At 53.8% G+C, this 26,421-nt stretch carries 31 protein-coding genes and 1 pseudogene; 19 read left to right on the plus strand and 13 right to left on the minus strand.

All coding sequences use genetic code 11. The features are described from left to right. Positions 1–34: 34 nt before the first annotated feature. Together EYA77_RS03545 and artA are read right to left on the minus strand one after the other, a co-directional pair. Positions 35–409, minus strand: a complete 375-nt coding sequence (locus tag EYA77_RS03545; protein ID WP_042698539.1) for an HIT family protein — start codon at positions 407–409, stop codon at positions 35–37. Between the two features lie 2 nt (positions 410–411). Beyond that, the gene (gene artA, locus EYA77_RS03550) at positions 412–1,266 is read right to left on the minus strand and encodes an archaeosortase A (RefSeq protein WP_167815877.1); all 855 of its coding nucleotides are present in this window, start codon (positions 1,264–1,266) and stop codon (positions 412–414) included. A gap of 106 nt (positions 1,267–1,372) precedes the next feature. On the opposite strand from artA, the gene EYA77_RS03555 reads away from it, so the two are divergent. Both EYA77_RS03555 and EYA77_RS03560 read left to right on the plus strand, forming a co-directional pair. Continuing rightward, entirely contained in the window at positions 1,373–1,690 is a 318-nt protein-coding gene (locus EYA77_RS03555; protein ID WP_081406662.1) for a transcription factor S, read from the plus strand. 72 nt (positions 1,691–1,762) lie between these two features. Then, positions 1,763–2,332 (plus strand): TATA-box-binding protein, encoded by a 570-nt coding sequence (locus tag EYA77_RS03560; protein WP_095642445.1) that lies wholly within the window; start codon positions 1,763–1,765, stop codon positions 2,330–2,332. 77 nt (positions 2,333–2,409) lie between these two features. On the opposite strand, the gene EYA77_RS03565 is transcribed toward EYA77_RS03560, so the two are convergent. After that, positions 2,410–2,868, minus strand: a complete 459-nt coding sequence (locus EYA77_RS03565; RefSeq protein WP_042698547.1) for a YbhB/YbcL family Raf kinase inhibitor-like protein — start codon at positions 2,866–2,868, stop codon at positions 2,410–2,412. Between the two features lie 53 nt (positions 2,869–2,921). On the opposite strand from EYA77_RS03565, the gene tsaA reads away from it, so the two are divergent. Continuing rightward, on the plus strand, positions 2,922–3,761 hold the full coding sequence (gene tsaA, locus EYA77_RS09945; protein ID WP_306463687.1) for a tRNA (N6-threonylcarbamoyladenosine(37)-N6)-methyltransferase TrmO: 840 nt from the start codon (positions 2,922–2,924) through the stop codon (positions 3,759–3,761). Here tsaA and EYA77_RS03575 read toward each other — a convergent pair. The 6 genes from EYA77_RS03575 to EYA77_RS03600 all read right to left on the minus strand — a co-directional run bounded on the left by EYA77_RS03575 (position 3,730) and on the right by EYA77_RS03600 (position 11,352). Continuing rightward, entirely contained in the window at positions 3,730–4,407 is a 678-nt protein-coding gene (locus tag EYA77_RS03575; protein WP_042698550.1) for a hypothetical protein, read from the minus strand. The genes tsaA and EYA77_RS03575 overlap by 32 nt on opposite strands. A 2-nt stretch (positions 4,408–4,409) precedes the next feature. Then, positions 4,410–5,045 (minus strand): MarC family protein, encoded by a 636-nt coding sequence (locus tag EYA77_RS03580; RefSeq protein ID WP_042698553.1) that lies wholly within the window; start codon positions 5,043–5,045, stop codon positions 4,410–4,412. A 95-nt stretch (positions 5,046–5,140) separates the two neighbouring features. Further along, positions 5,141–5,914 carry a LytS/YhcK type 5TM receptor domain-containing protein gene (locus EYA77_RS03585; protein ID WP_167815878.1) on the minus strand — a complete coding sequence of 258 codons (774 nt, stop codon included), beginning with the start codon at positions 5,912–5,914 and terminating at the stop codon, positions 5,141–5,143. A gap of 121 nt (positions 5,915–6,035) precedes the next feature. Next, the gene (locus tag EYA77_RS03590) at positions 6,036–7,523 is read right to left on the minus strand and encodes a carbon starvation protein A (RefSeq protein WP_167815879.1); all 1,488 of its coding nucleotides are present in this window, start codon (positions 7,521–7,523) and stop codon (positions 6,036–6,038) included. Between the two features lie 677 nt (positions 7,524–8,200). Further along, entirely contained in the window at positions 8,201–9,601 is a 1,401-nt protein-coding gene (locus EYA77_RS03595; RefSeq protein WP_245241157.1) for a radical SAM protein, read from the minus strand. A gap of 107 nt (positions 9,602–9,708) precedes the next feature. Beyond that, positions 9,709–11,352, minus strand: coding sequence for an AarF/ABC1/UbiB kinase family protein (locus tag EYA77_RS03600; RefSeq protein WP_167815881.1), 1,644 nt, complete (start codon positions 11,350–11,352; stop codon positions 9,709–9,711). Between the two features lie 126 nt (positions 11,353–11,478). Here EYA77_RS03600 and EYA77_RS03605 point away from each other — a divergent pair, with 126 nt between their 5' ends. The 3 genes from EYA77_RS03605 (at position 11,479) to EYA77_RS03615 (ending at position 13,270) form a co-directional block, all read left to right on the plus strand. Then, positions 11,479–11,634 carry a rubredoxin gene (locus EYA77_RS03605; protein WP_042698570.1) on the plus strand — a complete coding sequence of 52 codons (156 nt, stop codon included), beginning with the start codon at positions 11,479–11,481 and terminating at the stop codon, positions 11,632–11,634. A gap of 6 nt (positions 11,635–11,640) precedes the next feature. Further along, positions 11,641–12,825 carry an FprA family A-type flavoprotein gene (locus EYA77_RS03610; protein WP_042698573.1) on the plus strand — a complete coding sequence of 395 codons (1,185 nt, stop codon included), beginning with the start codon at positions 11,641–11,643 and terminating at the stop codon, positions 12,823–12,825. A 61-nt stretch (positions 12,826–12,886) separates the two neighbouring features. Beyond that, positions 12,887–13,270 carry a desulfoferrodoxin gene (locus tag EYA77_RS03615; protein WP_042698576.1) on the plus strand — a complete coding sequence of 128 codons (384 nt, stop codon included), beginning with the start codon at positions 12,887–12,889 and terminating at the stop codon, positions 13,268–13,270. Between the two features lie 120 nt (positions 13,271–13,390). On the opposite strand, the gene cofH is transcribed toward EYA77_RS03615, so the two are convergent. From cofH to EYA77_RS03630, 3 genes are read right to left on the minus strand one after another with little or no spacing between them, the layout of a single operon-like run. Beyond that, the gene (cofH, locus tag EYA77_RS03620) at positions 13,391–14,476 is read right to left on the minus strand and encodes a 5-amino-6-(D-ribitylamino)uracil--L-tyrosine 4-hydroxyphenyl transferase CofH (protein WP_167815882.1); all 1,086 of its coding nucleotides are present in this window, start codon (positions 14,474–14,476) and stop codon (positions 13,391–13,393) included. Next, positions 14,473–15,138, minus strand: coding sequence for a S26 family signal peptidase (locus EYA77_RS03625; RefSeq protein WP_167815883.1), 666 nt, complete (start codon positions 15,136–15,138; stop codon positions 14,473–14,475). Before EYA77_RS03625 ends, cofH begins: the two co-directional genes overlap by 4 nt. 56 nt (positions 15,139–15,194) lie before the next feature. Continuing rightward, on the minus strand, positions 15,195–15,788 hold the full coding sequence (locus EYA77_RS03630; RefSeq protein WP_167815884.1) for an undecaprenyl diphosphate synthase family protein: 594 nt from the start codon (positions 15,786–15,788) through the stop codon (positions 15,195–15,197). 277 nt (positions 15,789–16,065) lie between these two features. On the opposite strand from EYA77_RS03630, the gene EYA77_RS03635 reads away from it, so the two are divergent. From EYA77_RS03635 to EYA77_RS03695, 13 genes are all read left to right on the plus strand, one after another. Continuing rightward, a complete protein-coding gene (locus EYA77_RS03635; protein ID WP_042698588.1) occupies positions 16,066–16,380 on the plus strand; it encodes a DUF2551 domain-containing protein in 315 nt (104 codons plus the stop codon). Between the two features lie 60 nt (positions 16,381–16,440). Further along, on the plus strand, positions 16,441–16,725 hold the full coding sequence (locus EYA77_RS03640; RefSeq protein WP_042698591.1) for a hypothetical protein: 285 nt from the start codon (positions 16,441–16,443) through the stop codon (positions 16,723–16,725). After that, positions 16,715–17,125 carry an archease gene (locus EYA77_RS03645; protein ID WP_095642436.1) on the plus strand — a complete coding sequence of 137 codons (411 nt, stop codon included), beginning with the start codon at positions 16,715–16,717 and terminating at the stop codon, positions 17,123–17,125. The genes EYA77_RS03640 and EYA77_RS03645 overlap by 11 nt, the downstream gene beginning before the upstream one ends. A 6-nt stretch (positions 17,126–17,131) precedes the next feature. Then, positions 17,132–18,565, plus strand: coding sequence for an RtcB family protein (locus tag EYA77_RS03650; protein WP_167815885.1), 1,434 nt, complete (start codon positions 17,132–17,134; stop codon positions 18,563–18,565). Further along, positions 18,562–19,131 carry a hypothetical protein gene (locus tag EYA77_RS03655; protein WP_042698600.1) on the plus strand — a complete coding sequence of 190 codons (570 nt, stop codon included), beginning with the start codon at positions 18,562–18,564 and terminating at the stop codon, positions 19,129–19,131. Before EYA77_RS03650 ends, EYA77_RS03655 begins: the two co-directional genes overlap by 4 nt. A 132-nt stretch (positions 19,132–19,263) precedes the next feature. Further along, complete coding sequence (locus EYA77_RS03660; protein WP_167815886.1) at positions 19,264–20,250, plus strand: biotin--[acetyl-CoA-carboxylase] ligase; 987 nt, start codon at positions 19,264–19,266, stop codon at positions 20,248–20,250. A 41-nt stretch (positions 20,251–20,291) separates the two neighbouring features. Then, positions 20,292–20,822 carry a biotin transporter BioY gene (locus tag EYA77_RS03665; RefSeq protein WP_167815887.1) on the plus strand — a complete coding sequence of 177 codons (531 nt, stop codon included), beginning with the start codon at positions 20,292–20,294 and terminating at the stop codon, positions 20,820–20,822. Continuing rightward, positions 20,815–21,390: an energy-coupling factor ABC transporter ATP-binding protein gene (locus tag EYA77_RS03670; RefSeq protein WP_167815888.1), complete on the plus strand. Its 576-nt coding sequence runs from the start codon at positions 20,815–20,817 to the stop codon at positions 21,388–21,390. The genes EYA77_RS03665 and EYA77_RS03670 overlap by 8 nt, the downstream gene beginning before the upstream one ends. Beyond that, positions 21,333–21,950: an ATP-binding cassette domain-containing protein gene (locus EYA77_RS03675; protein ID WP_155897850.1), complete on the plus strand. Its 618-nt coding sequence runs from the start codon at positions 21,333–21,335 to the stop codon at positions 21,948–21,950. Before EYA77_RS03670 ends, EYA77_RS03675 begins: the two co-directional genes overlap by 58 nt. Then, a complete protein-coding gene (locus EYA77_RS03680; RefSeq protein ID WP_042698610.1) occupies positions 21,943–22,569 on the plus strand; it encodes a hypothetical protein in 627 nt (208 codons plus the stop codon). Before EYA77_RS03675 ends, EYA77_RS03680 begins: the two co-directional genes overlap by 8 nt. 49 nt (positions 22,570–22,618) lie before the next feature. Next, positions 22,619–23,743: a hypothetical protein gene (locus EYA77_RS03685; RefSeq protein ID WP_167815889.1), complete on the plus strand. Its 1,125-nt coding sequence runs from the start codon at positions 22,619–22,621 to the stop codon at positions 23,741–23,743. Positions 23,744–24,327: 584 nt separating this feature from the next. Continuing rightward, positions 24,328–24,798, plus strand: coding sequence for a hypothetical protein (locus tag EYA77_RS09780; protein WP_209314996.1), 471 nt, complete (start codon positions 24,328–24,330; stop codon positions 24,796–24,798). A gap of 3 nt (positions 24,799–24,801) precedes the next feature. Then, on the plus strand, positions 24,802–25,035 hold the full coding sequence (locus tag EYA77_RS03695) for a hypothetical protein (RefSeq protein WP_167815890.1): 234 nt from the start codon (positions 24,802–24,804) through the stop codon (positions 25,033–25,035). Positions 25,036–26,061: 1,026 nt separating this feature from the next. Here the strand turns inward: EYA77_RS03695 and EYA77_RS03700 are convergent. After that, a pseudogene (locus EYA77_RS03700) lies at positions 26,062–26,421 on the minus strand (glycerol permease); the annotation flags it as partial.

Genomic DNA, 26,421 nt, shown 5'->3' on the forward strand with positions numbered 1-26,421 from the left:
ATTAGTTAATCCCGCTCATCCTATATTAACTGCGTTATTTTGCCTGAGGATAATCCTGTTTTGCCCGGATTACCGCCCGGATGCCCCCGCGCGGATTTATAACGTCACCGGCATATCTCGGGATGAGGTGCAGGTGGGCGTGCATGACCGTCTGGCCTGCCGCCTCCCCGCAGTTCACCCCGATATTGTAACCTGCAGGCGAATACGCCGCATCAAGATGGATCTTCGCACGGCCGATCAGTTCACTCACGGCCGCGTGTTCGGCGGGGGTAAGGTCGAACCAGGAAGAAACATGCCGGCGGGGAATGATCAGGACATGACCCGGTGAGACCGGATAGAGATCCCATTTCACATAGGCGAGATCATTGCCGAACAGACAGGCGTCGTCACTGCAGAACGGGCAGTCCATGGTTACGTCCGCTGACCTCTGCCGAGCAGGGCACGCAGATCGTCCCGGTAGATGAACAGGATCTCTCTGATATTGCTTATCAGTCCGGGTGAAAACCTGAAGAGCAGGTAGGCGATCACGAGGATCAGGAGGAACGCCGCTCCTTCGCAGATGACATTGTGAGACCAGAAAAAGCTTGCATACCCGGGGATCATCGGGTGAGCGAGCTCCTCCTCAAACCAGGGGAACCACTGTCCGAAGTATGCCATGATCACAAACACGTTCCTGAAGATGTTTATAATAAATATCGGCGCCGCGACCAGCAGCGTCAGACCGATCTTCTGTTTCCACGAGGTCTTAGTGAGAGCGATGACTCCAAGAAGGATCGCGACCGCCGTAATCCCGGTGCATCCGAGGATGATCTGATCCATGTATCCGTAGGTCTGACCGGGAACGGCCCAGACCGACTCAAACATATCCCAGCCGGCCATGATGTAGGGGAAGCTGAGCATATCGAACACCGCCCGGATACAGAACACAACCACGGAGATCAGCCAGTTCCCAAGTTCGGTGATCAGGGCGAACGGAGCATACACGATCCCGCCGACCGCGGCCGCGTAGGTGAGCCGCAGGATCCGCACATCACCGGCAGTCAGGCGCCTGACCGTAATATAAATGAGCGGAAGACCGGCGATCACCATGACCGGGTAGAAGATGTTCCCCTCTTCGATAAGGGCGGGCAGCATCAGAAGAAAGCTGAACTCCAGAAGGATCCACCCGGTGATCGCGGTGAATCGTTCATGTTTTCCCGGGATCAGCGTAAGAAGAAATGCAGTCAGACTGATGATAAGGATCCAGAGTATAAGGGTATCCAGCATATTAGATGCTTATTGGTAGGGCATAGTCGGATAAATGGGTTTGCCACCCGGACTGACGGATCCCATAAGAGTATTTAACGTTGAAAAACCAATAGTGTATTCTATGATGTTCTGCCCAACATGCGGAAAGCTGATGAAATCAAAGGACGGCCAGTTATGCTGTTCAAAATGTGGATATACCGAAACCATCACCGCCGAAAATAAGGAGCAGATGAAAAAAGTCGCGTACATGCAGGAAAACGACATCCTCATCGTGGAAGAAGGCGCGGATATCGGAACGAAACCTACGATCGCGATAAAATGCCCGAACTGCGGTCACGGCCTGGCCGAGTGGTGGCTCCGTCAGCTGCGCAGTGCTGATGAATCCGAGGTCAGATTCTTCCGCTGCACGAAATGCAAACACACCTGGCGTGAATACGATTAAGCCGGTTTCCCCCCTCTTTTTTTAAGCAGGTCACACGAGTATTTATATACTTACCTGTAATATCTTATAAATATGTCAAACCTTCCCGAAGACTCACTGAAGATTGAGAATATCGTTGCATCAACCAAGGTGAATGACAGTCTGGACCTGGTGGCCTTGGCCGCCCAGATTCCGGGAGCGGAATATAATAAACAGCGTTTCCCGGGAGTCGTTTTGCGTATGCAGAATCCAAAGATCGCGGCATTGGTCTTTGGATCCGGAAAAGTCGTTCTCACCGGTGCAAAAAGTCTGGAAAACCTCACCAAAGGACTGGAGTATCTCGTTACCCTGTTAAAGGATCTAAAGATCCAGATCATCGACAATCCGACCTACACAGTCCAAAACATCGTCACCTCGGCGGATCTCGGCAGCCGGATCAACCTCAACAAGATCGCCATGAGTTTCAATCTTGACAAGATCGAGTATGAACCCGAGCAGTTTCCCGGACTCGTCTACCGGCTGGATGATCCGAAAGTGGTCGTTCTGCTCTTCGGTTCGGGAAAACTGATCATCACCGGCGGGAAGAAAACGGCCGACGCCCAGCGTGCGGTAAAAAAGATCTACGAAGATCTGATCGCTCTCAAACTTCTGCAGATAGAATAATCGATACCAAACCCTCTTCAATACTGTTTTTTTTTCTGCAGCCGCTGACGGGAGCGGCTGTGGAAAAATCAGGGGTGTTATCCCTGATAGACTACTTCGAGACTGCCGTGCGCGACGGTCTTTCCATCACGAAGCGCCTCGATGACCTCATCCATTTTCGCATTTGCCGCAATGACGAGCGGTTCGACCCTGCCGAATACCTGGAAAAGGAGCCGGTCGGTGATCCCAAGGCCGGGCGACGGACCGTGCCAGGCATGCTCGCCGAAGTCGTTGAGTCCCTGGACTGCCGGGAAAGGAAACTTCGGCGCAGGTCCGGCGTCGTATCCCGGCGGGATGTACCCGACGGAGGGAATGTTCCAGACGGTCCAGATACATTTGGTGTTCTCGCCGCCGGACTTGTTCTGAACGACCATTGCTATATACTGGACTTCCTTTGAGACACCCTGGAGTTCGATCTTCGGGGAGATGTTGCCGCCGGGAAAGCTGCTTGACGCAGTCAGCCCGTGGGTTCCTACGTGAATGGTGATTGTGTCCATATTCTATACTCTAACAGGCAAATTAATTAAAGTATAGGTCGAGTTACTATTCCATGGACCAGTTGACGATCTACACCGACGGAGCAAGCCGGGGAAATCCCGGACAGGCCGCAGCAGCCTGGCTGATTTTGCGGGGAGACGATGTGCTGGAATCGGATGTGCTGACCCTCGGCCGGGCAACCAATAATGCGGCCGAGTATGCGGCCCTGAATGCGGCTCTTGGCCGGGCGGCGCGGCTTTGCACCCCGAAAGAGACCAAAGTGGCGGTCTTTTCCGACAGCAATCTGATGATCTCCCAGATGACCGGAAGATACGCGGTCCGGTCGCCGGATCTTCTTCCCCTGTATGAAAAGGCACGATCTCTGGCATCGGTGTTTGCGGGCGTCACCTACACGCATGTTCCGCGGGAGAATCCCTATGTAGGTTCCTGCGACTGGTTATGCAATAATGCCCTTGATCTGCTGGCACGCCCCTCCCGCCCGGTGCAGAAGAGAATCGAGTGCGTCCCGATCGGGATCGTTCATTCGCCGTTTGAGACCAAAGAGGATGCTCCCCGGCAGGGGATCTTTACCGACAAACCGAGCCGGATCACGATCTACGAAAAATACCGGGACGGTCTTTTTGGTCTTTGTGCAGGGGACAAAGTCTTTGTTTTGTGCTGGTTCGACCGGGCAGAACGCGATATTCTGAAGGTGAAGCCGCATGGTCACGGGGACGGGAAAATGCGCGGCGTTTTTTCGACCCGGGCGCCGGTCAGGCCCAATCCGATCTCCCTCACGCTTGTCACGATCACGTCGGTCAATGATCTGGTCCTTACCGTCAAAGGGCTTGAAGCGCTTGACAATACCCCGGTCCTTGACATCAAACCGTATTACGGGGATATCGACAGCTGAGCAGCATTTTGTCGGCGATCTCGACCATTTCCCTGACTTCGGCTTCACACCTTCGTTCGACGGCGCTGTAATCCTTCGCGTCGACCATATCCCATACCTTTTTTCCGGTAGGTTTCTGCTCACGTTCGGGCAGGAGGGCGTCGGCGAGCTGGTTGTGGGAACAGGGATGCAGAATAGGGGTTTGGTTCCTCACGAATCCTATCCCGGCGACGGAGAGGTCGACGATCCGGCATTTGCCGAGGGTTTCATAGATCTCTTCGGGCGCGGCCGCGTTGTACTGGAGACATTTTGCCATAAGGAACGGCATGTCGAATGTGGATATGCCGACCCCGCAAACCACAGGATCCGCCTGGATCATTTTTTTGGTATTGACACGCGCCCACATCTCAGCAAAGACCTGATAGAGTGAGAGCACGACGTTTTCTTCGCTTCCTTCGCGCCACATCCAGAAATGGGCATAATCGTTGGTGACTTCGCCGGCGAGCGGGAGCCCGCTGTAGACCACGCCGCCGAGAAGGGTGTGACCTTCCCGAAATGCATTTACCGCAAGGGAAGCGCCGGTCCGTTTTTTCCGGTCGGCCGGCGGGACGAATGCTTCGAGATCGAAGACGAGGAACTCGGTCTGGTTCGGGGTGAAGATGACCATGTTCAGATGACCGAGAGACTGATGAGGCCGAGGATCCCGGTCCAGATCGTGTGAACTGCGATAGCAGTCAAAAGAAGACCGACGATCTTTGAGAGGATGACGAGGACGGTTTCCCCGAGGAGTTTTTTGATCTGCGCCGAGAAGATGAGGATCAGCCAGATACACAGGAGAGCGAGGATGACGGCGAGGAGCGTCAGAAGAATGCCGTCCTGTGCGCCAAGGATCATGACGGTGGTGATGGTTCCCGGCCCGCACATGACCGGCGTGCCGATGATGACGCCGGCCATGGATTTTTTGCCGATCCGGTCACTGCTTTCAAGGTTTTTGTGGCCGGCCGAAGAACCGCCGATCTCCAGACCCAGAACGATCTGCAGACCAAGAATAAAGAGGATGATACCGCCGGCAACTTTGAAGCTTTCGAGTTCGATCCCGAGCAGATCGAAGAGGAGGTTATTGAATATCAAAAATGTCAGCATGAGAATGCCGGCGACGCCTGTTGCGACGAATGCCTGGCGGATCATCTCGGCTTTCTGGAGATCTCTGGTGAGATTGATGAACATCGAGACCGAGAGAAGGGGATCCAGGATAATTATCAGGGTAAACGCGGCTGATATTATGGTCACCAGTAGTTCCAGCATATAAGTAGTATTGAGCGTTCCCGCATATTATACCTGGGGCACGTTCCCGGTTTCCTGATAAAAAAGATACGGGACGGGGTATTTTTCCCGTCGGATCACTTGCGGGTGAGTTTGCTCCAGCGTAACTTTTCGATGCCGGTTCTGCCGACACATGCGTATCTGCGGACAAAAAAGGCAAAAATCGCAACACAGAGAGGAGTGACGACACACATCACCGGTACGCAGAATGCGATCGTAGAGAGGACCTGGTCAGTGGTCATCGTTCCCATACTTAATACATAGATGGGGAAAACGACGATCACGTGCAGGAGTTCAACGATCAGTGCAATGATAACTGCACGCAGGACGGTCAGTTTTCCCTGCCAGAACCGGATCGCAATACCTGAGAGGAAACCTGCCAGAATCGTCCCTATCATACAGGGTACGGCGACGATGCCCCCCTGCAGGAATCTGAGATATCCGCTGACAAGACCTGCGATAGTGCCAATGACCGGACCGCCGATAAGACCGGCGAGAATGACGCCGACGTCACGGAAGTTTACCAGGACACCGTTCACTTCAACCCCGCCGTAATTACCGTAAAGGGAGATCCCCAGAGTCAGGAGTGCTGTCCAGACAAGATCCGTGAGTTTTGCTTCTCCGGAGACCAGACGTTTGAAGACTCCGGTGATCGTAAACAGATAGAGAATAACTGAGGCAATCATCATCCGGGCAAGGAGCAGGATGAGAACGGCATACTGGGATGTACCTTCTCCGAGGGTAGAGAATCCCGCATCATATGCCAGAAGGAAGGCGGCAAGCACCAGTCCTATAATAATCGACACGAGGATTTTTGTGGTTTGTGTGGGTTTTTCTTTAGTTTCTGCCATAGAGAGGCCTTCAACATAGTCATTTTTGATGAAATGTCATCTCTATTGGAAAAAGAATTATTTATGGGTAATTATTTTACCCTGCCGTGAGATCACGCCGCACTCATTGATTAAACCGGATCTACTCCTCATCAGCCGAGAAGGCCGTGTCGGCCCGCAGTTTCCGTCCCTGCCTGACCAAAAAGAAATAGACCGCCGCGGTCAGGGCGCCTGACACGAGATACGACATCTCAAGAGGCATCCCGATCCCAAACGGCACCCCGGCAAGATGCTCCGGACTCGACCAGAGTATGAACGAGATCACGACAAACAGGATCCCGGCGCCCGGGATCATCGTGATCCAGAACGGTTTTCCTTTACTGATCAGATACACCGTCGCCGTCATCAGCGCAAACGAAGCTATCACCTGATTGAACCAGGAAAAGTAGTTCCAGAGGACCGCATACCCGGTAGGGATCAGATTCGACCAGAACAGAAGCAAGGTTATCGCGGCAACCAGCGGAAGAGCCAGAAGAATGCGCTTTCTCATCGTCGACTGATCGAATCCGAAATGGCCCGCGACCGAGGTCCGCATGACACGAAGGGCCGTGTCCCCGCTCGTTATCGCGAGGATGATCAAAACGAGTATCGCGAGCACGATAAGAAACGTCGGGAACACCAGATCCAAAATCTCGAAGATGATCGCGTTGCCGTTCGCTGACGCAAGCATCTCGGGTCTGAGCGTAAAAATGATCGAAGCGCCCGCCGCCCAGATCATCGCGATGATGCCTTCCGCGACCATCATCCCGTAGAATACTCTTCTTCCTTCGCGTTCCGAGGTGATCGTCCTTGATGTGATCGGCGACTGGGTCGCGTGGAACCCGGACAGGATCCCGCAGGCGATAGTGATAAAAAGCATCGGCACGATCGGCTGGCCGCCGGGATGGGCGGAGAATGCTTCGGTGATCCCTGCCGGCGTCAGGACAAGGTCAGGAATAGACGAAGCAAACGGGATGTAGGCAAAACACAAAAGGGCGGTGACCAGAATCAATGCCACGCCGAATACCGGATAAATTCTCCCGACCACTTTGTCGATCGGAAAGATCGTCGAGATGATATAATAAACAAAGATCCCGACAACCGCACAGACCAGAACCGCCGGCCCAAAGGGCAGCAGAAGAAGAATGAAATTTGCCGGAATGTTTGTAAACGTCGTAACAAGAAGCAGAAGTGAAAGGATCACAAGAACAAGAAAGATCGCGCCTGAGGTCCTGCCGAGAAATTTGCCGACCAGGCCCGTCATATCGGAACCATTGTTTCTGGCCGAGATCATCCCCACGTAATAGTCATGGATCGCCCCGCCGATCACGTTGCCGACCGGGAGGATGAGAAAGACGACCGGCCCGAACTTCATCCCAAGGACAACACCCACGATCGGCCCCATCCCGGCGATGTTCAGCAGCTGGATCAGCATGTTCCGCCGTCTGGAAAGAGGAACACGCTCGACCGCGTCCGGATTCTTCAGTGCAGGGGTTTTCCGGTCGTCGGGCCCGAATATTTTTTCCGCGACTTTACTCCAGAAGAAATAACCGAAGATGAGGATACAAATGCCTGCAAGAAACGTGATCATACTGATGATTCTATAGTGAATCATCCGACACGTTAAAAATTGTGAATCGGACTTACTCGGTGCTGGTGCGGCGCCGATTCGGGAAAGGTAAGGTTGGGTGTGGAAGCATGAGATAAACCAACCGCGAATCGGCGCGAATCCCGCCCTTCGGGCTCCCAGAATCGGATTTGCTTAACCTCACTCTCGCCCGTCGTGTCTAGTCGCAAGGCAAAGCCTTGCTCCGCTAAGGTTGTCCGCTTTCAGCGTCCAACCCGCTATCAACACGACGGCTCGTCCCTTTATCGGGACCGTTCGGGCAAATCCTGTCGCCGCCCCAGCGGCTCCCGTGAGAGAGATGCATATTGGGCATTACTATATGTGAAAATATCCATTTTACTGTCAATCACTACGTAAGATCAAGAGATAAATCAATAACGGGAGGCGCTGGAGCGCCGACAGGATTTGCCCGAACGGTCCCGATGAAGGGATGAGCAAGACAGCGAAGCTGGATTGCGAAAGTGAGGAAGAGCAAATCCGATTCTGGGAGCCCGAAGGGCGGGATTCGCGCCGATTCGCGGTTGATTTTTTCTCTTGTGTCGACACTAATACCATACACGAAATCGAAGTACATCTCATACGCACATCAGTTTTTTCGATAGATAGTACACCGCGTAACTCCTATTTGAAAAAGAGTTTGGTTATTTGCGGTCCGGGTTCTTACACCCGCATCCGCAGCCGCCGGGACAGGCAGCCTTCGCAGCCTTTTCCGCACGATTCTCTACCCAGAGTTCAGCGGCGACCGGCGCCCACTTCTCTGCTGCGGGAACGGTCTTTTTCATCAGATCATGAACATCTTCGGGGTTCACCATATCCGTGGACTTTGCTTTGGCAGCATCCACCATCGCAGTAAGCCTCTCCGGATTGTCAAGCAGGGGACAGGGGCGGAGATGGTTTGGATTGAACGGCTGGTTTGCGCGATACTGCATAAACAGCGGAGATTTGTATGCCTCGAGAAGCGTGTGGGTCCTGATGTTCGCGTCAGAGTAATGAATGAATGCGCATGGCTCGATATCGCCGTTTGCATTGATGTGGAGATAGAACCTGCCGCCGGCGATACAGCCGTTCACATACTCGCCGTCGTTCCAGAAGTCCATCGCAAAGATCGGGCGGGTGGCGCGGATATGTCTGACCTGGTGATACATATGCTCCCTCTGCTCGGGCGTTGCCAGAAGTTCAGGCACGGCGTCCACGCCGACCGGCATATACGTAAAGAACCAGGCAAACTTCGCTCCCCGGGCGATCATATCATCGATGTAGGCGTCACTGCCGATAATATCGGTGTTTGCACTCGTATAACAGCAGGAGATACCAAACGGCAGTTTCTTCTGTTTCAGGATCTCCATCGCCTTGATGACTTTGGCATACACGCCGGCGCCGCGTCTGGCATCCGTCGCCGCCTCATCCCCTTCGATACTGATCGCCGGAACAAAGTTCCCGACCCGGAGCATCTCGTCAGCAAATGCCTCGTCGATCAACGTGCCGTTCGTAAACGACAGGAAAACACAATCGCTGTGTTTTTCGCACATCCTGATGATGTCTTTTTTCCGGACAAGCGGTTCGCCGCCCGAGTACAGGAAAAAGTAAGTACCGAGAGCTTTTCCCTGCTCGATGATCGAGTCCCACTCTTCAAGGGTCAGGTTCATCCGGTTCCCGTACTCAGCCGCCCAGCACCCGATGCACTTCAGATTGCAGGCGCTTGTCGGATCCATCAGGATCGCCCAGGGAATATTGCATCCCTCTTCCTCTCTCAGCTTGATCTTCTTGTCTCTGCCGAGAACAACGGCATTGACGATGAAGTTCTCGAAGATCTTTTTCCTGACAAAAGGATCGATGTCGGTGTACAGATCGGTTATGAACTTGTACCAAACCCCGTCCTTATCGGAAAGCACCCGCTTCACGGTTGGAAGAGGACCTTCCAGCGTGTTGTTTTTATCCAGAAACTCCACCCATTTGAGGAGTTTCGGAATGTTTTTTTCAGGATCGGAGTCCAGATACCCAAGGACCTGTTTTATACCGAGAGCCTGAAGTTTCTCTTTCAATGTACTATGTGTCATTATTGGTTAACTCCGGAAGAGTACTGTATAACTAATAGTATCGCCCCTTCTCTTTGATATACTTGTTGTCACGGATTGCCGGGAAAAGAGGGTCAATCCTCGTGTTTTTTGCTCCGGCTCCGCATCTTGTAGAAGATGACGATGATCACGAGGACCGCAGCGATGTAGGCGATCACCGGGAGAAATTCCGAGGTGAAGGTCTGACTCATCATAACAAGCGACAGGCCGATCACGATCGCGGAAAGGATCAGGCCGATCACCAGTTTATCGACCGAACTTTCGATCGTTTTACTCAGATCGGTCACCTCTTTTGCGGAGATATCCACTTTGAGTTTGCCTTCCGAAGCCATCTCCAGGACCGATCCGAGCTGCCGCGGGACGCGGGCAAGATCTTCGAGTCTGACTTTGGCGTCCAGCAGCTTTTTCTGAATGTTGGCGGGATCCCGCATATCATCGGCAACGATCTTTTTTAAGAACGGTTCCACCTCTTTGGTGAACTCAAGATCCGGATCGAGCGTGAAGGCGACGTTGGAGACAAGCATCAGGCCCTTTAACAGCTGCATGATATTTGCCGGAACGCGGATGTTGTTTTTCTGGAACAGATCCTGGATGGAACCAAGCAGACCGGAAAAGTTCACCTGGGCGCCCATCTCTTTGTAGTCCAAAAGGGCGAGATACAGTTCGCTTCGAAATTCGTCGATCCCGGTCGAGGGGATCTGGACACCCAGATTTTTGATATAGCGGATCGTCAGATCAGTATCCGCCGAAAGAAGAGCAAGGATCAGCGAGATGAATTTGTTCCGCATATCCTTCATCACGACCCCGCAGACACCGAAGTCGAGGAAGACGAGATCGCCGGACGGGGAGATCCGGAGGTTTCCCGCATGCGGATCACCGTGATAGAACCCGTTTTGGAAGATCTGGATCATGAACGCTTTCAGACCCCGGCTTGCCAGATCTTTTGGATCCATGCCCATCGCAAGGATCGCGTCGATGTCGTCGCTCCTGCATCCGGCGACAAACTCCATTGCCAGCAGCTCTTTTCCGGAGATGTCCCAGTAGATCTTCGGGACTTTGATCCCCGGAATGCCGGAGAACTTCATGTTTCGGGCAAGGCGTTCGGCGTTCATTCCGTCACGGGTGAAGTCCAGCTCCTTTCTGATCTGCGTAGTGAAGTCATCAACGAGCGAGACCGGGTTGTAGATCCGCAGTTCCGGGCGTTTGTCTTCGAGCAGCTGGGCGATGGACCGGAGGAGAACGACATCCTGCTCGATCCTTGCGGTGATCCTTGGACGCTGGATCTTGAGTGCGAGGATCGTTCCGTCCTGCATGACGGCCCGGTAGACCTGCGATATGGAGGCGGCGGCGAGGGGTTTTGGATCGACCGAGGTGAACACGTCACGCCAGTCGGGGATATATTCGTCGAGGGTCGGGATCACTTCATCGAACGGAACAACGCCCACCCGGTCCTGGAGTTTGCACAGTTCGTCGATCATCTCGGCAGGGAACAGTTCTGTTCTTGTGCTCATGAGCTGACCGAACTTGACAAACGTGGGACCCAGTTCCTCAAGCGCCATCCGGATCCTGACATACGCCGAGTAGCCGCTGAACTCTTCCACGGCTGCTTTTTTCGTATTGATAAATCCGGGAAACATCTCATTGATGAAGTAACCAAACCCGTATTTGACTAAAACATCAGCGATCTGACCATATCTTCGAAGACTTACACTCGCCATAGTGTAGTTGTTAATTGGCTTTTGCAGATGTTAATGTTACGTCTAAATTATCCTATAGGAAGTGCTTATAAACCTGAGGCTCAAATTATTGTAATGCCTTAGAAACTAAGGAAGGATTGATACAAAATGGACAAATACCGTTGTATGGTCTGTGGCTATGTCTACGACCCGGAAAAAGGCGCAGGTATCATGTACCCTGCCGGAACATCTTTTGAATCACTTCCAGACACCTGGAAATGCCCTGTCTGCAGCGCTGGTAAGTCGCAGTTCAAAAAGGTGTAACCAGTCATGGCAGCCCGCGAGATTGTTGAAAATATCTATGCGGTCGGAACGATCAGCTGGGATCTTCGGTGCTTCGATTCGATCATGCCGACGCCAAGGGGCAGCAGTAATAATGCATACCTCGTAAAAGGCAGCGAAAAGGCAGCCCTTATTGATACCGGTGAAGCGCATGAAGAGGCGGAGTTCATCACCAATCTGATGCGGGCTGATCAGCATTCCCTGGATTATATCGTCTGTCTGCACGCAGAACAGGATCATTCCGGATTATTGCCGCTGCTTCTGGAAGTCTATCCGATGGCCAAAGTCGTCACGAACGAGGTCTGCAAAGGACTCCTCATGGCGATGCACCATCTGGAAGAGGTCGAGGAGCGGTTCATCGTTATCGGGGACAAAGAGACGCTTTCTCTTGGCGACAAGACGCTGAAGTTCTATCTTGCCCCCTGGGTCCACTGGCCCGACACGATGTTTGCAGAAGTCGTCGAAGACAAAGTTCTGTTTACGACGGATTTCCTCAGCACCCACTACGCTTCGCCGACATTATTCCAGAACGATGACTCTTCTGAGTATCTGGAAGGAGTGAAACGCTATTATGCCGCGATCATGATGCCGTTTAGAGCAGCGGTCCGTGAACAGCTGGCACTGGTGGAAGAGATCGCGCCAGAGATCGTGGCCCCGAGTCACGGTCCGGTCTTAAAGCTTCCCGCAAAGATCATGGATCTCTATCATGACTGGGCATCCGAAACGCCGAAGAATTCGGTCGTTGTCGCCTATGTCACCATGCACGGCAGCACAAAACTGATGGTCAACTTTTTGGTCGACGATCTTGTGCAGCGCGGGATCCCGGTTCACCAGTATAATCTTCTGGAGACGGATTCCGGTGTTCTCGGCAGTGCGATCATCGATGCTGCGACCATTATTCTTGCAACGCCGACCGTTCTGTTCGGCCCGCATCCGCTGGCCGTCAACGCGGCGTATCTGGTCAGAGCGCTTCGTCCGAAGGCAAAATATCTCGGCGTGATCGGTTCATACGGCTGGGGAACCAATGCCGTGAATTATCTTGCCGAGATGCTTTCCCCGCTCGGGGCCGAGGTCCTGGAACCTGTGTATATCAAGGGTCTTCCTGATGAAGAGGCGGTCTCTTCTCTGCACAAACTGGCTGATTCGATCGAAGAGCGTCACAAAACGCTCTGAATCTTCTTTTTTTATTCCCCGATACATACGTTTTTATTCCAGATCGACCTAAGATTCTACTATGGCACAGGCTAAAGAGATCTACAAATGTAACATCTGCGGAAACACGGTCAGAGTGATCAACGGCGGCCGCGGGGAACTGGTATGCTGCGGAGAGCCCATGGAGCTCCTTGCGGAAAACAGCACCGATGCGGCAGTCGAAAAACATGTCCCGGTCGTCGAAGAGGTCGCCGGAGGATACAAAGTCGTGGTCGGCTCGGCGCCCCATCCGATGATCGATGAACATTTCATCACCTGGATCGCCCTGAAAACCGATGACGATATCGTGCATGAAAAGTTCCTTTCTGCCGGGGAAAAACCTGAGATGGTGGTAAAGACTTCAGCAAAGGCAGTCAAAGCAGGTGAGTATTGCAATATTCACGGGCTTTGGGTCAAAAAGGTATAACCCCCCCTTCCCTTTTTTTCTTTTCTTTTTCCGGCGTGCCGCTCTCCTGAACGCCCGGGGACCGTTTATGTACAGAATGTATCCGGGAAGTCTTTTTCAAAAATGCTGAAAAAAGGGGGATCAGATGAGATTATAGAGCGTATCTCTCTGCCGCAGGGTCCTGCCGATGTCTGCGCACATCAGCTCCATAGCCTCCGGGCTGAAATAATCCGCTTCATCTCCCGCGCCCGCATCCGTTGAGAGCGCGTCGACAAACATCGTGCCGCCGACATCGTTTCCTCCTGCCATCAGACAGAGCTGGGTCATCTTCCTGCCGATCTTCGACCACGGGACCTGGATGTTTGCGAAGTTGTCCAGAAACAGCCGGGAAACTGCCACCAGAAGGATATCGTCCCGTCCGGTCGCGTCATGATCCACCAGACCCGCCCGCTCGAGAGGCGTGTTTTTGTGCAGGAACGACAGCGGCACAAGTTCGGTAAACACCCCGCATTCATCCTGCATCTCCCGAAGGATCGCCAAATGCCGCGCCCGGTCCTCTGCCGTCTCCACCGATCCGTACATGATCGTGGACGTTGCCCGGAGCCCTGCTTCCGAAGCCTCTTTGATGATCCGCACCCACTCGGCGGCCGGGAGCTTTTTCTCACAGATGACCTTTCGGACCCGGTCGACAAGGATCTCCGCCGCAGTTCCCTGGACCGACCCGAGTCCGGCTGCTTTCAGCCGGATCAGCGCTTCCTTTGTCGAAATACCGCTCCGTTCTGCCGCATACAGGATCTCATCCGGGCTGCATCCGTGGACATGGATACCCGGGATCTCCTCATGGAACGTCCGGATCATCTTCTCGTAGTTTTCGATTCTGAACTCCGGATGGATCCCGGAAAGATACGAGACCTCCGTGACCTTCTTTTTGCATGCGTCCCTGGAATGCTCCCGGAACTCCTCATCGGTAAAACAGAACGCCTCGGGATCGGTGCTTTTTCGCCCGAATGCGCACAGGCCGCAGCAGTTTTTACAGATGTTCGTCATGTGGACGTTCATGTTCCGGACATATGTTACGACATCGCCGTTTTTTCGTGCACGGACGATGTCTGCCGCTTCTGCTATCTTCCAGATGTCGGCGTTTTTCACGGTGAACAAAAACGCCGCCTCGCTCTCGGTAAGCCGGGCCCCTCCCAGGACATTCTCCAGAATACTGGTAACGTTCATTTTCTCTTTCCTTTCGTTTTGGTCTCTTTGGTCTCTTTGCTCTTTTTCAGTTTTCTGCTGACGACTTCGAGGATGATGATGATCAGGATCACCCCAAGGGCCGATTCAAAGATATGAAGCGGCACAAATCCGAGCATGGGGAGCGTAAACAGGGCTTTTCCCACGATCCATTCCTCTTTGACCGGCTGCATCCTGCCGTAGTTGGGAAATACCGCATACTGATCAAAGGCCTCGTTGTTGTCCCCTTTGGTGAAATATCCTGCATGTGCCGCTTCGCCGGTGAATCCCGCCTGCTCGGCCGTGGATGCATTGATCCAGGTCATCGCCCGGTGGATGAACGGCGTCACGCCGGTCATCCCGTTTGGCCGGTAGATGATCACATCTCCGTACTCTCCAAATGAGGTTGTTCCCGCCTGCTTTGCCTCAACTGCCGTCATGAATCCGCCGTACCGGTTTTCTTCCACGACAAAGACGAGGTCGTTGACGTTCAGATTGGGCACCATGCTCTGGGATTCAACGGCCACCATGGCGGGCCAGGTCCCTGATACGGCAAACAACGCAGCCCCTACACCCAGGACAATGGCAAAAATGATAACTATGTCTCTGATGAGATTTATCCTCGGATCTTTTGACTGAGGGATTTTCGGAATAGAAAATGACATTGTTGTAGTATCTTATTCATTAATCGAAGGTATATGATGTTTTCCCCGGGATTTTGTCAGGTGCCGAATCTTCTGCCCCGCATCTGGTAGTCACGAAGCGCCCGGAGATAGTCGACTTTGCGAAAGCTTCCCCAGTTGATGTCGGTGAAAAAGAGTTCCGAGTAGACGGACTGCCAGATCAGAAAGTCGGTGAGATGGTTGCCGCCGGTTTTTATGACGAAGTCAGGGTTTACCTGAAAGATCAGGTGCTGCTCGATCATCTGTTCGGTGATGTCATCCGGGTCGATGTCCTCTCCGGCGATCTTTATTATTGCGTCGGTGATCTCTTCTCTGCCTTTTTTTCCTAAGGCGATCAAAATCTCGGGCGTTCCTGCGCCGTAGGTGACGTCATGACCAGGAGTGCTGACATGGACCCGGGTTTTTTCGGCGAGGGATGCCGGCTGTATGAGCTCTTCGATCTTTGCCGGATCGTTCGTGCTTATATGGAATATGAGCTTTTGGATAGCGGGAAACTCTTTTGTCCAGGTGAGGACCTCTTCCACTTTTCCGGTGTCTGAAAGAATATCTGCGTCACTGAGCATGAAACATATCTCCCGCGGAAATACGGTGAGGCCCCGGGTGATCAGATACTCATACAAACGGTATATCATGAGTTACTACTCTATTGATCTTCTTGCATATCAAATTCGCGTATTTTTGCGGGGTTGTTTTTTGAATGCATGAAGAGGGTGAACCGCGGATGAAATTCGTTAAGGGGTAAGGGAGGGTGTGGATAGATGAAAAAAGAACCGCGGATGAAATTCGGAAGGGGGTATGTTGGGTGTGGAAACATGAGAAAAAACACCCGCTCACCTGCAGAACAAGACCCGGACACACTGTCTCACACGAGCGGCATCTATTTATATACACAGATACATAATAAAAAACATGCTTTCACCAACAGATCTGCGAAAGGAGATTGAGAGAAGACTTCGCAGCTATCTATCCCGTGACAAGTCAGGAATCAGAAAAGCGCTTCTGCATCTGCTCATCCGGGCCAAATCATTGACCGTTCCCCAGATCCACGAAGCACTATCCGCAAAGTTCGACGTGACCTACCACTCCGTTGCCTCCATGGTAGGCATCGTCGCATCAAAACTCGGCATCCTGTCGACCCACAAAACCAAGGACGGCGCTCTTGGAGTTTACCAGCTCAAAGAGCAGTATGCCCAGCTCGTGGAACAGGTCGTTGAATCCGCCTGATTGAACCCGGGCCGGATCCAGTACCAACTTTTTTCAGGGTAAACCCCCCATCTATATGAAATGGATAACGCACAGGGGGGTCCCGTCCCTCTCTCGGATATACTGGTCGCGGATGACGTCATCACCTACATGGACAAACGCGGCGGGGACTTCAGAATAAGCACATCCTGCAGCGGCCCGGCCCTCATGCCGGTACGCATACGTCCGGCAAAATCATCCGACATTCCCATCCGGGCCGGAAACCATGTCATCTTCATCTCCAAATATCAGATCCAGTGGATCGCGGAGATCACCATGAGCATGGTCCCGCGGCTTCTCTTCGAAGACGGCGACTATGGTTTTTGAAGAACTGGAACACACCGCCGACATCCGGATGCGGATCACCGCGCCCGACCTGTCATCCCTCTTTGCCGAAAGCGGATTCGCTCTTGCCCGGACCCTCTACGGCGATTATCCCCGGGAAACGCCCGCCGTCTCATTTTCCCTTCAAGCCGACGGAAAAGACCCCGAGGAACTCATCGTCAATTTTCTCTCGGAACTGCTGTTTCTCACCGAAACCGAGTACCTCGTCCCCCAGAAGTTCACCCTCACCGTCGGACCATCCGTCTCCGGAACCGTTCAAGGCGTCCTCTTCGACCGGCAAAAACATGCCGGCGGCACCGGCGTAAAAGGCATCTCCTACTCCGGCCTCTCACTCACCAAAACAGAAACCGGCTATGAACTCATCATCATCTTCGACATCTGACCAATCATGAACGCACAGATACGGCAGACCGCCGCCAACGAATGGGAGATCCCCCGGGGTTTTGTCCCCGGCATGCGGGTCCCCGGACGGTTTTTCCTCTCGAAAAACCTCGCAGAAACGCTTGAAGACGGAGCCCTCACCCAGCTCGCCAACGTCGCCACCCTTCCCGGCATCATCCGGTGTTCGCTCGGCATGCCGGATATCCACTGGGGATACGGGTTCCCCATCGGCGGCGTCGGCGCCTTCGATGCGGAAACCGGCGTCATCTCACCCGGCGGCGTGGGATTTGACATCAACTGCGGTGTTCGGATGATCACCACTCCCCTGCATGTTTCCGACATCCCCGACATGCCCGGTCTGATCGAAGAACTTTTTACGGCAGTTCCAACCGGCGTCGGATCAAAGAGCCCTTGTAGGTTATCCCAGCAGGATCTCACCTGCATGCTCGAAAACGGCGCGAAACATGCCGTTATGATGGGCTACGGAACTGAACGCGACATCCTCCGCTGCGAAGAAAACGGCGCAATGGACGGCGCACAGCCGGAACATGTCAGCAAAAAAGCCCGGCAGCGGGGCATCCCCCAGTGCGGAACGCTTGGTTCCGGCAACCATTTTCTCGAGATCCAGACCGTCGACAAAATCGAGGATCAGGAAACGGCAGACCTCTTCGGCGTAACCGAAGGGCAGATCTGCGTCATGATCCACTGCGGATCCCGGGGTCTTGGCCACCAGGTCTGCACCGACCATCTGCAGATCCTGGAACAGGCCGTCCATACCTACGGGATCGAACTTCCCGACCGCCAGCTTGCCTGCGCCCCGCTCTCCTCACCGGAAGGCGAAGCATACTTCGGCGCCATGGCGGCATCAGCGAATTATGCCTGGGCCAACCGGCAGATCATCACCCACATCGTCAGAGAACTCTTCGTAAAAAAATTCCGCATCGAGTACGAAGAGATGCCCCTTGTCTATGACGTCGCCCACAATGTGGCAAAATGGGAAGAGCATGACGTAAACGGTGTCCGGCAAAACGTCTGCGTCCACCGGAAAGGAGCGACCCGGGCGTTCGGGCCGGGAAGACGTGAACTCCCGCACGAGTTCCAGGGATGCGGCCAGCCGGTGATCATCCCCGGAAGCATGGGAACGCCTTCGTATCTCCTCGCAGGAACCAAAGGCGCCATGGAAAAGACGTTTGGAAGCACCTGTCACGGATCGGGCAGAGTGCAAAGCAGATCCTCTGCGAAAAAAAGTCAGACCGGCGAAGAGGTCGCCCGGGCTCTTCTCGCTCAGGGGATCGTTGTCCGGGCGCCCAATCAGGCGGCCATCGCCGAAGAAGCCCCGGAAGTCTACAAATCCAGCAGCGAAGTCGTCAGAACCGTTCATGACGCCGGAATCTCCCGGATCATTGCACGGCTGAGACCTCTCGGGGTGATCAAAGGATGAGCATCGCCGTTTTCTGGGACAGCAAAATGACGTTCCACCGTCTCGTCGAGGATACGGCGTGTCCCTGTGAAGCCGTGACCCCGCTGCTGCTTGCAGCGCCGTTTTATCAGGGGACATATACCGGCATCATCGTCCCGACCGGATTTGGCAACACCTCATACTCGAAACTTCTGCCGGCTCTGCGGGCATGTTCCGGCCGGATCGAGCGCTACCTGGAAGCAGGCGGCCGGCTTTTGGTTTTCGGAGCGGCCGACGCTTCGCCGAACCGGTATGACTGGCTGCCTGAGGATGTCGGCTACCATTATGAATTTATGGAGCATTCGCTCACCGTCGACGCCTCCTCGCCCTGGTCCTGCCTTTTTGACGGGTATGACACCGAAAAGTTTGCAGCTGACGGCTGGTTCGAGTCGTATCCGGGCAAACCGGTCGCGACAGCCGAAAACGGATTTCCTGTCCTCGTCGAGTGCAGGATCGGCAAAGGCACGCTTCTCCTTGCAAGCACCCACGAGTATCCAAGCGAATCTTTTCTGCGGCTGCTGGCTGCCGGCGACCCGGTCCGGTTTTGACCTGCCGGCCTCTTTTTTTCTCATCTCCCGCGGTCCGGACAGCGGAATCAGGAAAATATCCGCGTCTTCAAACGAAATCTTATTCATTTCATAAGGCATAATAAGTCATATCCATCTCGGAGTCACACCCTCATGACAAACGTAATATTCGATCTTCTGCATATTCTGGACGAAGCCGGCATAGACCAGCCGGTCACCGGAACCGTCATCAGTGAACGCCTGGGCATCTCCCGGACCGCTGTCTGGAAATATGTCAATCTTTTGCGTGAGGTGGGGTATGTCATCGATGCTTCGGCAAAAACCGGCTATACGCTGAAAAAACGCACCTGGCTCCTCCTCCCTTACGAGGTGAAACGCCATCTCAGGACCAAAGTCATCGGTCAGGAGATGCACCACTTCGGGGAGGTGCCTTCGACCAATTCCCTCGCACGGCAGATGATGCATGAAGTCGGCGACGAGGTCCAGCCGGGCACCGTGCTGATCGCCGAGCAGCAGACCGGCGGGCTTGGCCGGATGAACCGGGTCTGGATGTCGCCGGAAGGCGGGATCTGGGCGACGATCGTCGTCATGCCCAAACTGCATGTCGATCAGACGTTTCTGATCATGACCGCGGCCTCCATCTCGCTCACCAGAGCGATCCGTCATGAGTTCGAGCTCTCGGCGCTGATCCAGTGGCCAAACGACGTGTTCATCGGTGACAAAAAAGTCGCCGGCACCACGCTTGAACTTTCCGCGGATGCAGACATTATCAGATACTGTCTTGTCGGCATCGGCGTGGACGTGAACGTCTCCGTCGAAAAAGTCATGCCGAATCTTTCCCAGTATGTGACCTCCCTTTCCGATGAACTCGGTCATGAAGTGAACCGGGCCCAGTTCTTTGCGGTGTTTTTGAAGGAGTTCGAACGCCGGTATCAGATGATCCTGAAAGGAGAGACCGAGCCGCTCTTCCGCGAATGGAGAAGCCTTTCCCGCACACTGCACCGCAGGGTCCGTGTCCGCACGATCCGCGAAAGCTTCGAGGGAGAAGCGCTCGATGTGGATGAACACGGCGCTCTGCTTATCCACAAAGATAATGGCGAGGTCGAACGCGTGATAGCAGGGGACTGCTATCTTATCTGATCCTTTTTTATCGTTAACCGTCGTATGATAATAGGTTAACAATGTACGGCGACGAAAAACGTTCGGCTCTTCTTATGTATTCTGCGGTGTTTACGGCGCTGATCACCGTCGGCGGCTGGATATCCGTGCCGTTTGTCGTGCCGTTCACTTTGCAGACCCTGTTTGTTCTGCTGGCGGCATCGGTGATGAAAAAGTATGCCGTCGTCCCGGCCGCTTTGTATGTGATGTTTGGCACGCTTGGTCTTCCGCTGTTTCACAACGGGACCTCGGGGCTCGGGATCCTGCTTGGTCCGACCGGCGGGTTTCTGATCGGCTTTATTCCGATGGCGTTTATCGCCGGCGTCTTTTTTTCGAAAAAGACCCTTGCCGCCGATATTTCCGGGATGGTCCTTGGCATCCTCGTCTGCTATTTCTGCGGAACCGTCTGGTTTATGGTCTCAGCCGGAGCTTCTCTTCCGGCGGCCCTGATCACCTGCGTGATCCCGTTTATCGCCGGCGATGCCGTCAAGATCGCGGCGGCGGAGATGGTGACCCTGCGCCTGAGAAAAGGCGGGAGGCTGCTGTTTGATTGAGATCGAAGACCTCCGTCACGGGGTCCTGGATATCCCTTCGCTTGGGATCCCGCCTGGTCTCACCGCGGTTTCGGGGAGAAACGGCGCCGGAAAGACGACGCTTCTCAAGATCTGTTCAGGGCTTCTTCTGCCGGACAGCGGCTCCGTCAAAATCGACGGCGTCGAGCCGCGTATGCAGAATGCCGGGTATGTGAGCGAGTTTCCCGACCGCCATCTGCTGTTTGGGATCGTGTATGATGAGATTGCATCAACGCTCAGGTTTGCCCGGCTGCCGGCCGATGAGATCGACAGAAGGGTCCGGCAGACCGCGGAGGAGGCGGGGATTGTGCATCTGCTGGATCGGGAGTGCCGGACGCTTTCCGGGGGCGAGAAGATGCTTGTCGGGATCACGGCCGCGATCATTGATGATCCGGTGCTTCTGGTTCTGGATGAGCCGGATTCACATCTGGATCCTGTGACAGCGGAGGAGTTTTTGGCGTTTGTTTCTTCGCGCAAGATCCCGTATGTTCTGTGGAGTTCGCATTCCCGGACGCTGCTCTCAAATGCGGAGGCGGAGGTGAGGTTGTGAGGCTGGTTTTGGACGCGGTCCGTTGTACAAGAGGGGATTTTTCTTTGTGTGCGGATGCAGAATTCTCTTCAGGGGTGCATCTTGTCACCGGGAGGATCGGGGCGGGGAAGTCGATGCTCGGTTCGGTTCTTGCCGGGTTGATCCGGCCGGATTCTGGGCAGGTCGTTTTGGAGGACTGCGGATCCCGGATCCTTCTGATGCAGTTTCCCGAGTATCAGGTGACCGGGGCTTCGCTTTCAGCGGAGGCGGCTTCGTGGGGAGTTATGGGAACCGAGCCGGTTTTTTCCCTTCTGGGCGCAAAGACGGGAAGCCAGGATCCGTTTTCGCTTTCCCGGGGGGAGTTGAAACGGCTGATGCTTGCATGCGTGTTTGCCAAGGATCCGGATGTTTTAGTTCTGGATGAGCCGTATGCTTCGCTGGATGAGGAGGCAAAGGGGATCCTGACGGAGCTGATCGAGGCACGCCGGGGGATGACGGTCGTGTTTTCGCATGAGTCGGAGTTTGCGCCGCAAACTGCGGTGACCTGGCGGATGGAGAGGGGAGGGCTGGTTCGTGAGTGATATCAGGTTTCGGCTGCTGAGTCTGGTGCTTCTTTCGGTTCTGTGTTTTGCGGATCTGGCTGGAGCGGCGGCGGTTTTCTGCTGGTGGCTGGCGTTTGGCGCGAAGACGACGTTTGCCCGTCTGTCCTGGAGGACGGTGCTGCCGGTTTTGGTCGTTTTTTGTCTGTTTCCTTCGGCTGTTTTGTTTTTTACGGGCGGGGATGTGTTTTACGGGGCGAAGATCTTTGTTCTGGCGCTGCTGGCTTTCTGGTTTTCGGCGAGTCTTCTGCCTGGTGAACTGATGAGTTTGTTTGTGCGGGTTTTTGGTCAGGGGATGGGGTTTGATCTGGGGATGACGGCTGAGCTGTCGGTCCAGGCTTTGTCCGGGGTCAGGGAGGATCTTTTTCATATGCGGTCTGCACTGAGGATCAAGGGGCAGAGGTTTTCTCCAGGTGCGGTTCCTTTTCTTGGGGCGGGTCTGCTGGTTCTTTCGCTTCGGCGGTCTGCTTTTTCGGCGTCGGTTCTGGCGCGAAGGGGGTATGTGTCGGGAGGGACGTATGTTCCGGTGTTTTCGCCGGGGGCGGGGGATGTTGTGATGCTGGTTTTTGCGGTTCTGCTGTACGGGGTGCTTTTTTTCTGAGAGGGGGTCTGACACAAACTAATTTATCCATGCGGGTCTACAATGATTCATGGATAAAATAACGGACAGCGGCGTGAGTCCGGTGCTTGGAACGTTTCTTCTGCTGGCGTTGTCCGTTGTTATGATCGTGCTTGTTATGATCTCGGTGAACGGGATCATGGGGGCATATACGCCGGTGTATGACCGGTCGGTGGGTTTTACGATCGAGGTGGATGCGACGAATAGTACGGCTCTAATCACGCCGGTGTCGGGGACGGATCTGCCGTTTCTTGAGTCGTACCGGGTGTATACGACCAACGGGCAGTGGGATAGTCCGAGTCCGGGGGGGATAACGGTGACGGATTTTAATTCGACGGTGCATTTTGTGAATATCGTGGGGAATTTTACGGATCAGGTGACGGCGCTGGTATTCAGCGGGAAGGTGACGATCGAAGGAGGACAGGTGGTGATCGAACCGGTGGGAGGCGGGTATTATGAAGTGGGGACAGAGGGTTATGATAACACGACAGAATTTATTGATTCGTTCAATGATTGGTATCACACGTATTATCCTAATGCAACAGGTGATGCTGTTAGTACAGCTGGTGATGGTATCAATTTCATTAATGATCTTCCTATCATTATTGGAAATCAGCCGATTACGATATCTGATGATAACATTCATGATCTTAATCCAAATAATTTTCGTATTTTAATTTCAGGCAATGGTAATTTTACTCGCGCACCGGGATATGAATTGGCATTGTTTGTTATTAAAAACAAGAAGGTGAAAATTGAGCTTGGTACTTTGAAATTAGATGGGATGGGGCTGCCTGCAACCCATCCTGCATTTGAAATTATAGGGACAGGGTCTGAATTATCTATAGAAAACGACGGTCATCTTTTGGTAAAAAATAATATTAATTTAAATGGCAATGGCGGTGGAATTTATAATGAAGGTACTATTACCATTAATAATGGTGCGAGCCTCGAAGTTATCGGAAATATAGCATACAATGGCGGCGGAGTTTACAATGTGGGGCGTGTGGAGAGAAAAAATGGCGGAACTGTAATAATTACTAATAATAATGCGGTAAATAACGGCGGCGGAGTATACAATGCGGGTACGTTTATTTCAACTCCAGTTACTGGCAACACTGCCGGCGGTCTGGGTCCAAATGTCTACAATGCGTGATAATGTGGGTGTTACTCAGGCTTTGCTCGATCAACCGCACAATACCCGCTAATCAATGAATGCCGCGAAATGGGGGACAGGGGGCGCAAGGATCTGGCGGCTGAGAGTGAGATTCGGGAAGTGTAAGGCTGGGTGTGGAAGCATGAGAAAAAACCCACCGCGTTCGCAAATCAGAGATTTGCTCTCCGCTTCGGGTCTTCGACCCTCGCTTGAATCCGCCCTACGGGCGAGATAATCGGATTTGCTTATCCCTTCATCAGGAGCGGGTTGGGCGCGGAACGCGGACGACCTCAGCTGAGGCGGGGTGAGCCGTAAGGCTCGCCCTTAGCCAAACAAGGCTTTGCCTTGCGACCAAATCGTTAGATTTGCGAGACCGTTCGGGCAAATCCGGTTCACCGCCCCAGCGGCTCCCGTGATGGGGGAGAGGGTCCTGTTTTTTGCATTTTTTGTACGGTATCTCTCTGAGTGAGAGCGGGGTTTTTCCGTTTTTTGGGGGCATTATCGCACCGCGCGGTCAGGGGTTTATAATGCGTGACGTCTTAGGTTGTTTATGTGTTCAGGGATACCTGGACAGGAGATACGTTATGATGAGTGATATTCCGCCGACGATGCAGGATAGATTGAAGCCGCTGTTTTTTCAGAAGGATATGTATGCGGATAAGTTATGCCAGACAGGGAAAGATATCCGAAGAGTGCAGCTCGAACTAATGAAAACTGTGGGGCCGTCGAAGGAGACTCTTCTCCGTTCGCAGCGGCTGATCGACGAGACAAAATATCTGACGGCGAAGCTGCGGGCTCTTGAACGGGAGATCGACGGGATTCTTACGCAGGAGGTTCTATTGGTCGAGGGGGAGGCGGGTTGGACGCGGAACGCGGCCGACCTCAGCGGAGGCGGATTGACGGCGCAGCCGGCGATCTTAGCGGAGGCGGCCCGGTCCATCGGACCGGGTTCAGCTGAGCAAGTTTTCGAAGGAAACTTGCGATCAAGTCGAAAGACTTGCGGCCAGGTTTTTGAAGAAAACTTGCGAGTGGAATGTGAGACGGTGGAAGGCTGAGGTATGAAAGCGGAACGAAACGATGAGCAGATCCTTGTGCGTCTGCCGGCGAGGATAAAATCTCTGGTGGAGACGGGGGCGAGGTGCGAGGGGATGACGACGCAGGAGTGGATCCGGGAAGCTATGCAGAGCCGGCTTGGTCTTGTGAATGTCTGCCCGAAGTGTTCGCATCTGAATGCCGGAAAGGCGAAGTATTGCTGTGGCTGCGGGCAGCCCCGAAGGGGCGGCCACAGCTGAGCAAACCGAAGGTTTGCGCGTAGTGTGGTATGGCGCTAGGGGAGAGTAAGCGGGAGATCTATCGGGAGTGGATGCTTTCGCAGATCAGGGAGGAGTTTGGGGAGGAGGGGGTGTAGGGTGATGAGTGTGATTCGGGAAGGAGTTTGGGGAGGAGGGGGTGTAGGGTGGTGAGTGTGATTCGGGAAGGAGTTTGTTGTGTGTGGATACATGAGAAAAAAACCAACCGCGAATCGGCGCGAATCCGCCCTACGGGCGAGATAATCGGATTTGCTTATCCTCACTCTCGCAATCCAGCTTCGCTGTCTTGCTCGTCCCTTCATCGGGACCGTTCGGGCAAATCCTGTCGCCGCCCCAGCGGCTCCCAATGGTGATTCTCCTCACCGTCTCATTTTGAGATTGTCAGAAAAGAACAATTATCTCATATTTAATAATCAATGAGCATCTCTCTCACAGGAGGCGCTGGGGCGCCGACAGGATTTGCCCGAACGTTCCCGATGAAGGGATGAACCGGCGGGACGAGCGGGGTGAGCCGAAAGGCTCGCCCTTAGCTGAGCAAATCTTTGATTTGCGATTAGGACCGCCGAGTTCAAGTGAGGAAAAGCAAATCCGATTATCTCGCCCGTAGGGCGGATTCGCGCCGATTCGCGGTTGGTTCTTTCTCTTGTATCCACACTTGCCCCTCCCCCTCACGAATTGGATTCGCGCCGATTCAAGCGAGCGAAGCGAGTCGGAGAGCAAATCTCTGATTTGCGGTTCGCGGTTGGTTTTTCTTCATGTGTCCAAACTGACCCATCTCCCTTCCGAATTGGAGTGAGCATTTCTGCAGGAAATACGTCTGAAAAAATAGAAAATTTGCCGGGAGAGGTGTGTTCACCTCTGCCCAGCGATAAAGCTCACAACCCCGTTTTTTTATTTCCCGGATTCGAGAAACCCTTCGACGAGCTTCCCAAAAAGCATGATGAGAAACCCGAGGAAGAGCATGATGAGCTTCCTAAGGCGGCTGGAGATTCTCATCTCCTGCCCCCGTTAGTTCAGGGCCGGCTTGGTGTCTGCCCAGGCATCGACCGCGGCGACCGTTGCGTCATCGGCATAGCCGGAAACGGTCATCGAATCGCGGTTGAAACTGATCTGGAAGGTATCGGTCCCAAGCTTCGCGGAAATGCGGACGTTCCAGGTTGCTTCGGTACCGATCTCGGTCGTCTCGGCAGTCCCGCCGTTCCCGAATGCTGCTTTAAGATCCGCACTGCCGGTAAGGGCGGTGATCGCGGCCGAATACTCAGCCCTGCTGTAGGCCGTGACCTGGACCTTGCCGGTCATTTCGGAGGTGTTCGGGTCGAAGTAGCCCACATAGGTCTTGTAGGTCTGCTTCCCGAGCTCGACTTCGGC

This window comes from Methanocorpusculum sp. GPch4 (assembly GCF_012062385.1).
GTDB classification, from domain to species: domain Archaea; phylum Halobacteriota; class Methanomicrobia; order Methanomicrobiales; family Methanocorpusculaceae; genus Methanocorpusculum; species Methanocorpusculum parvum.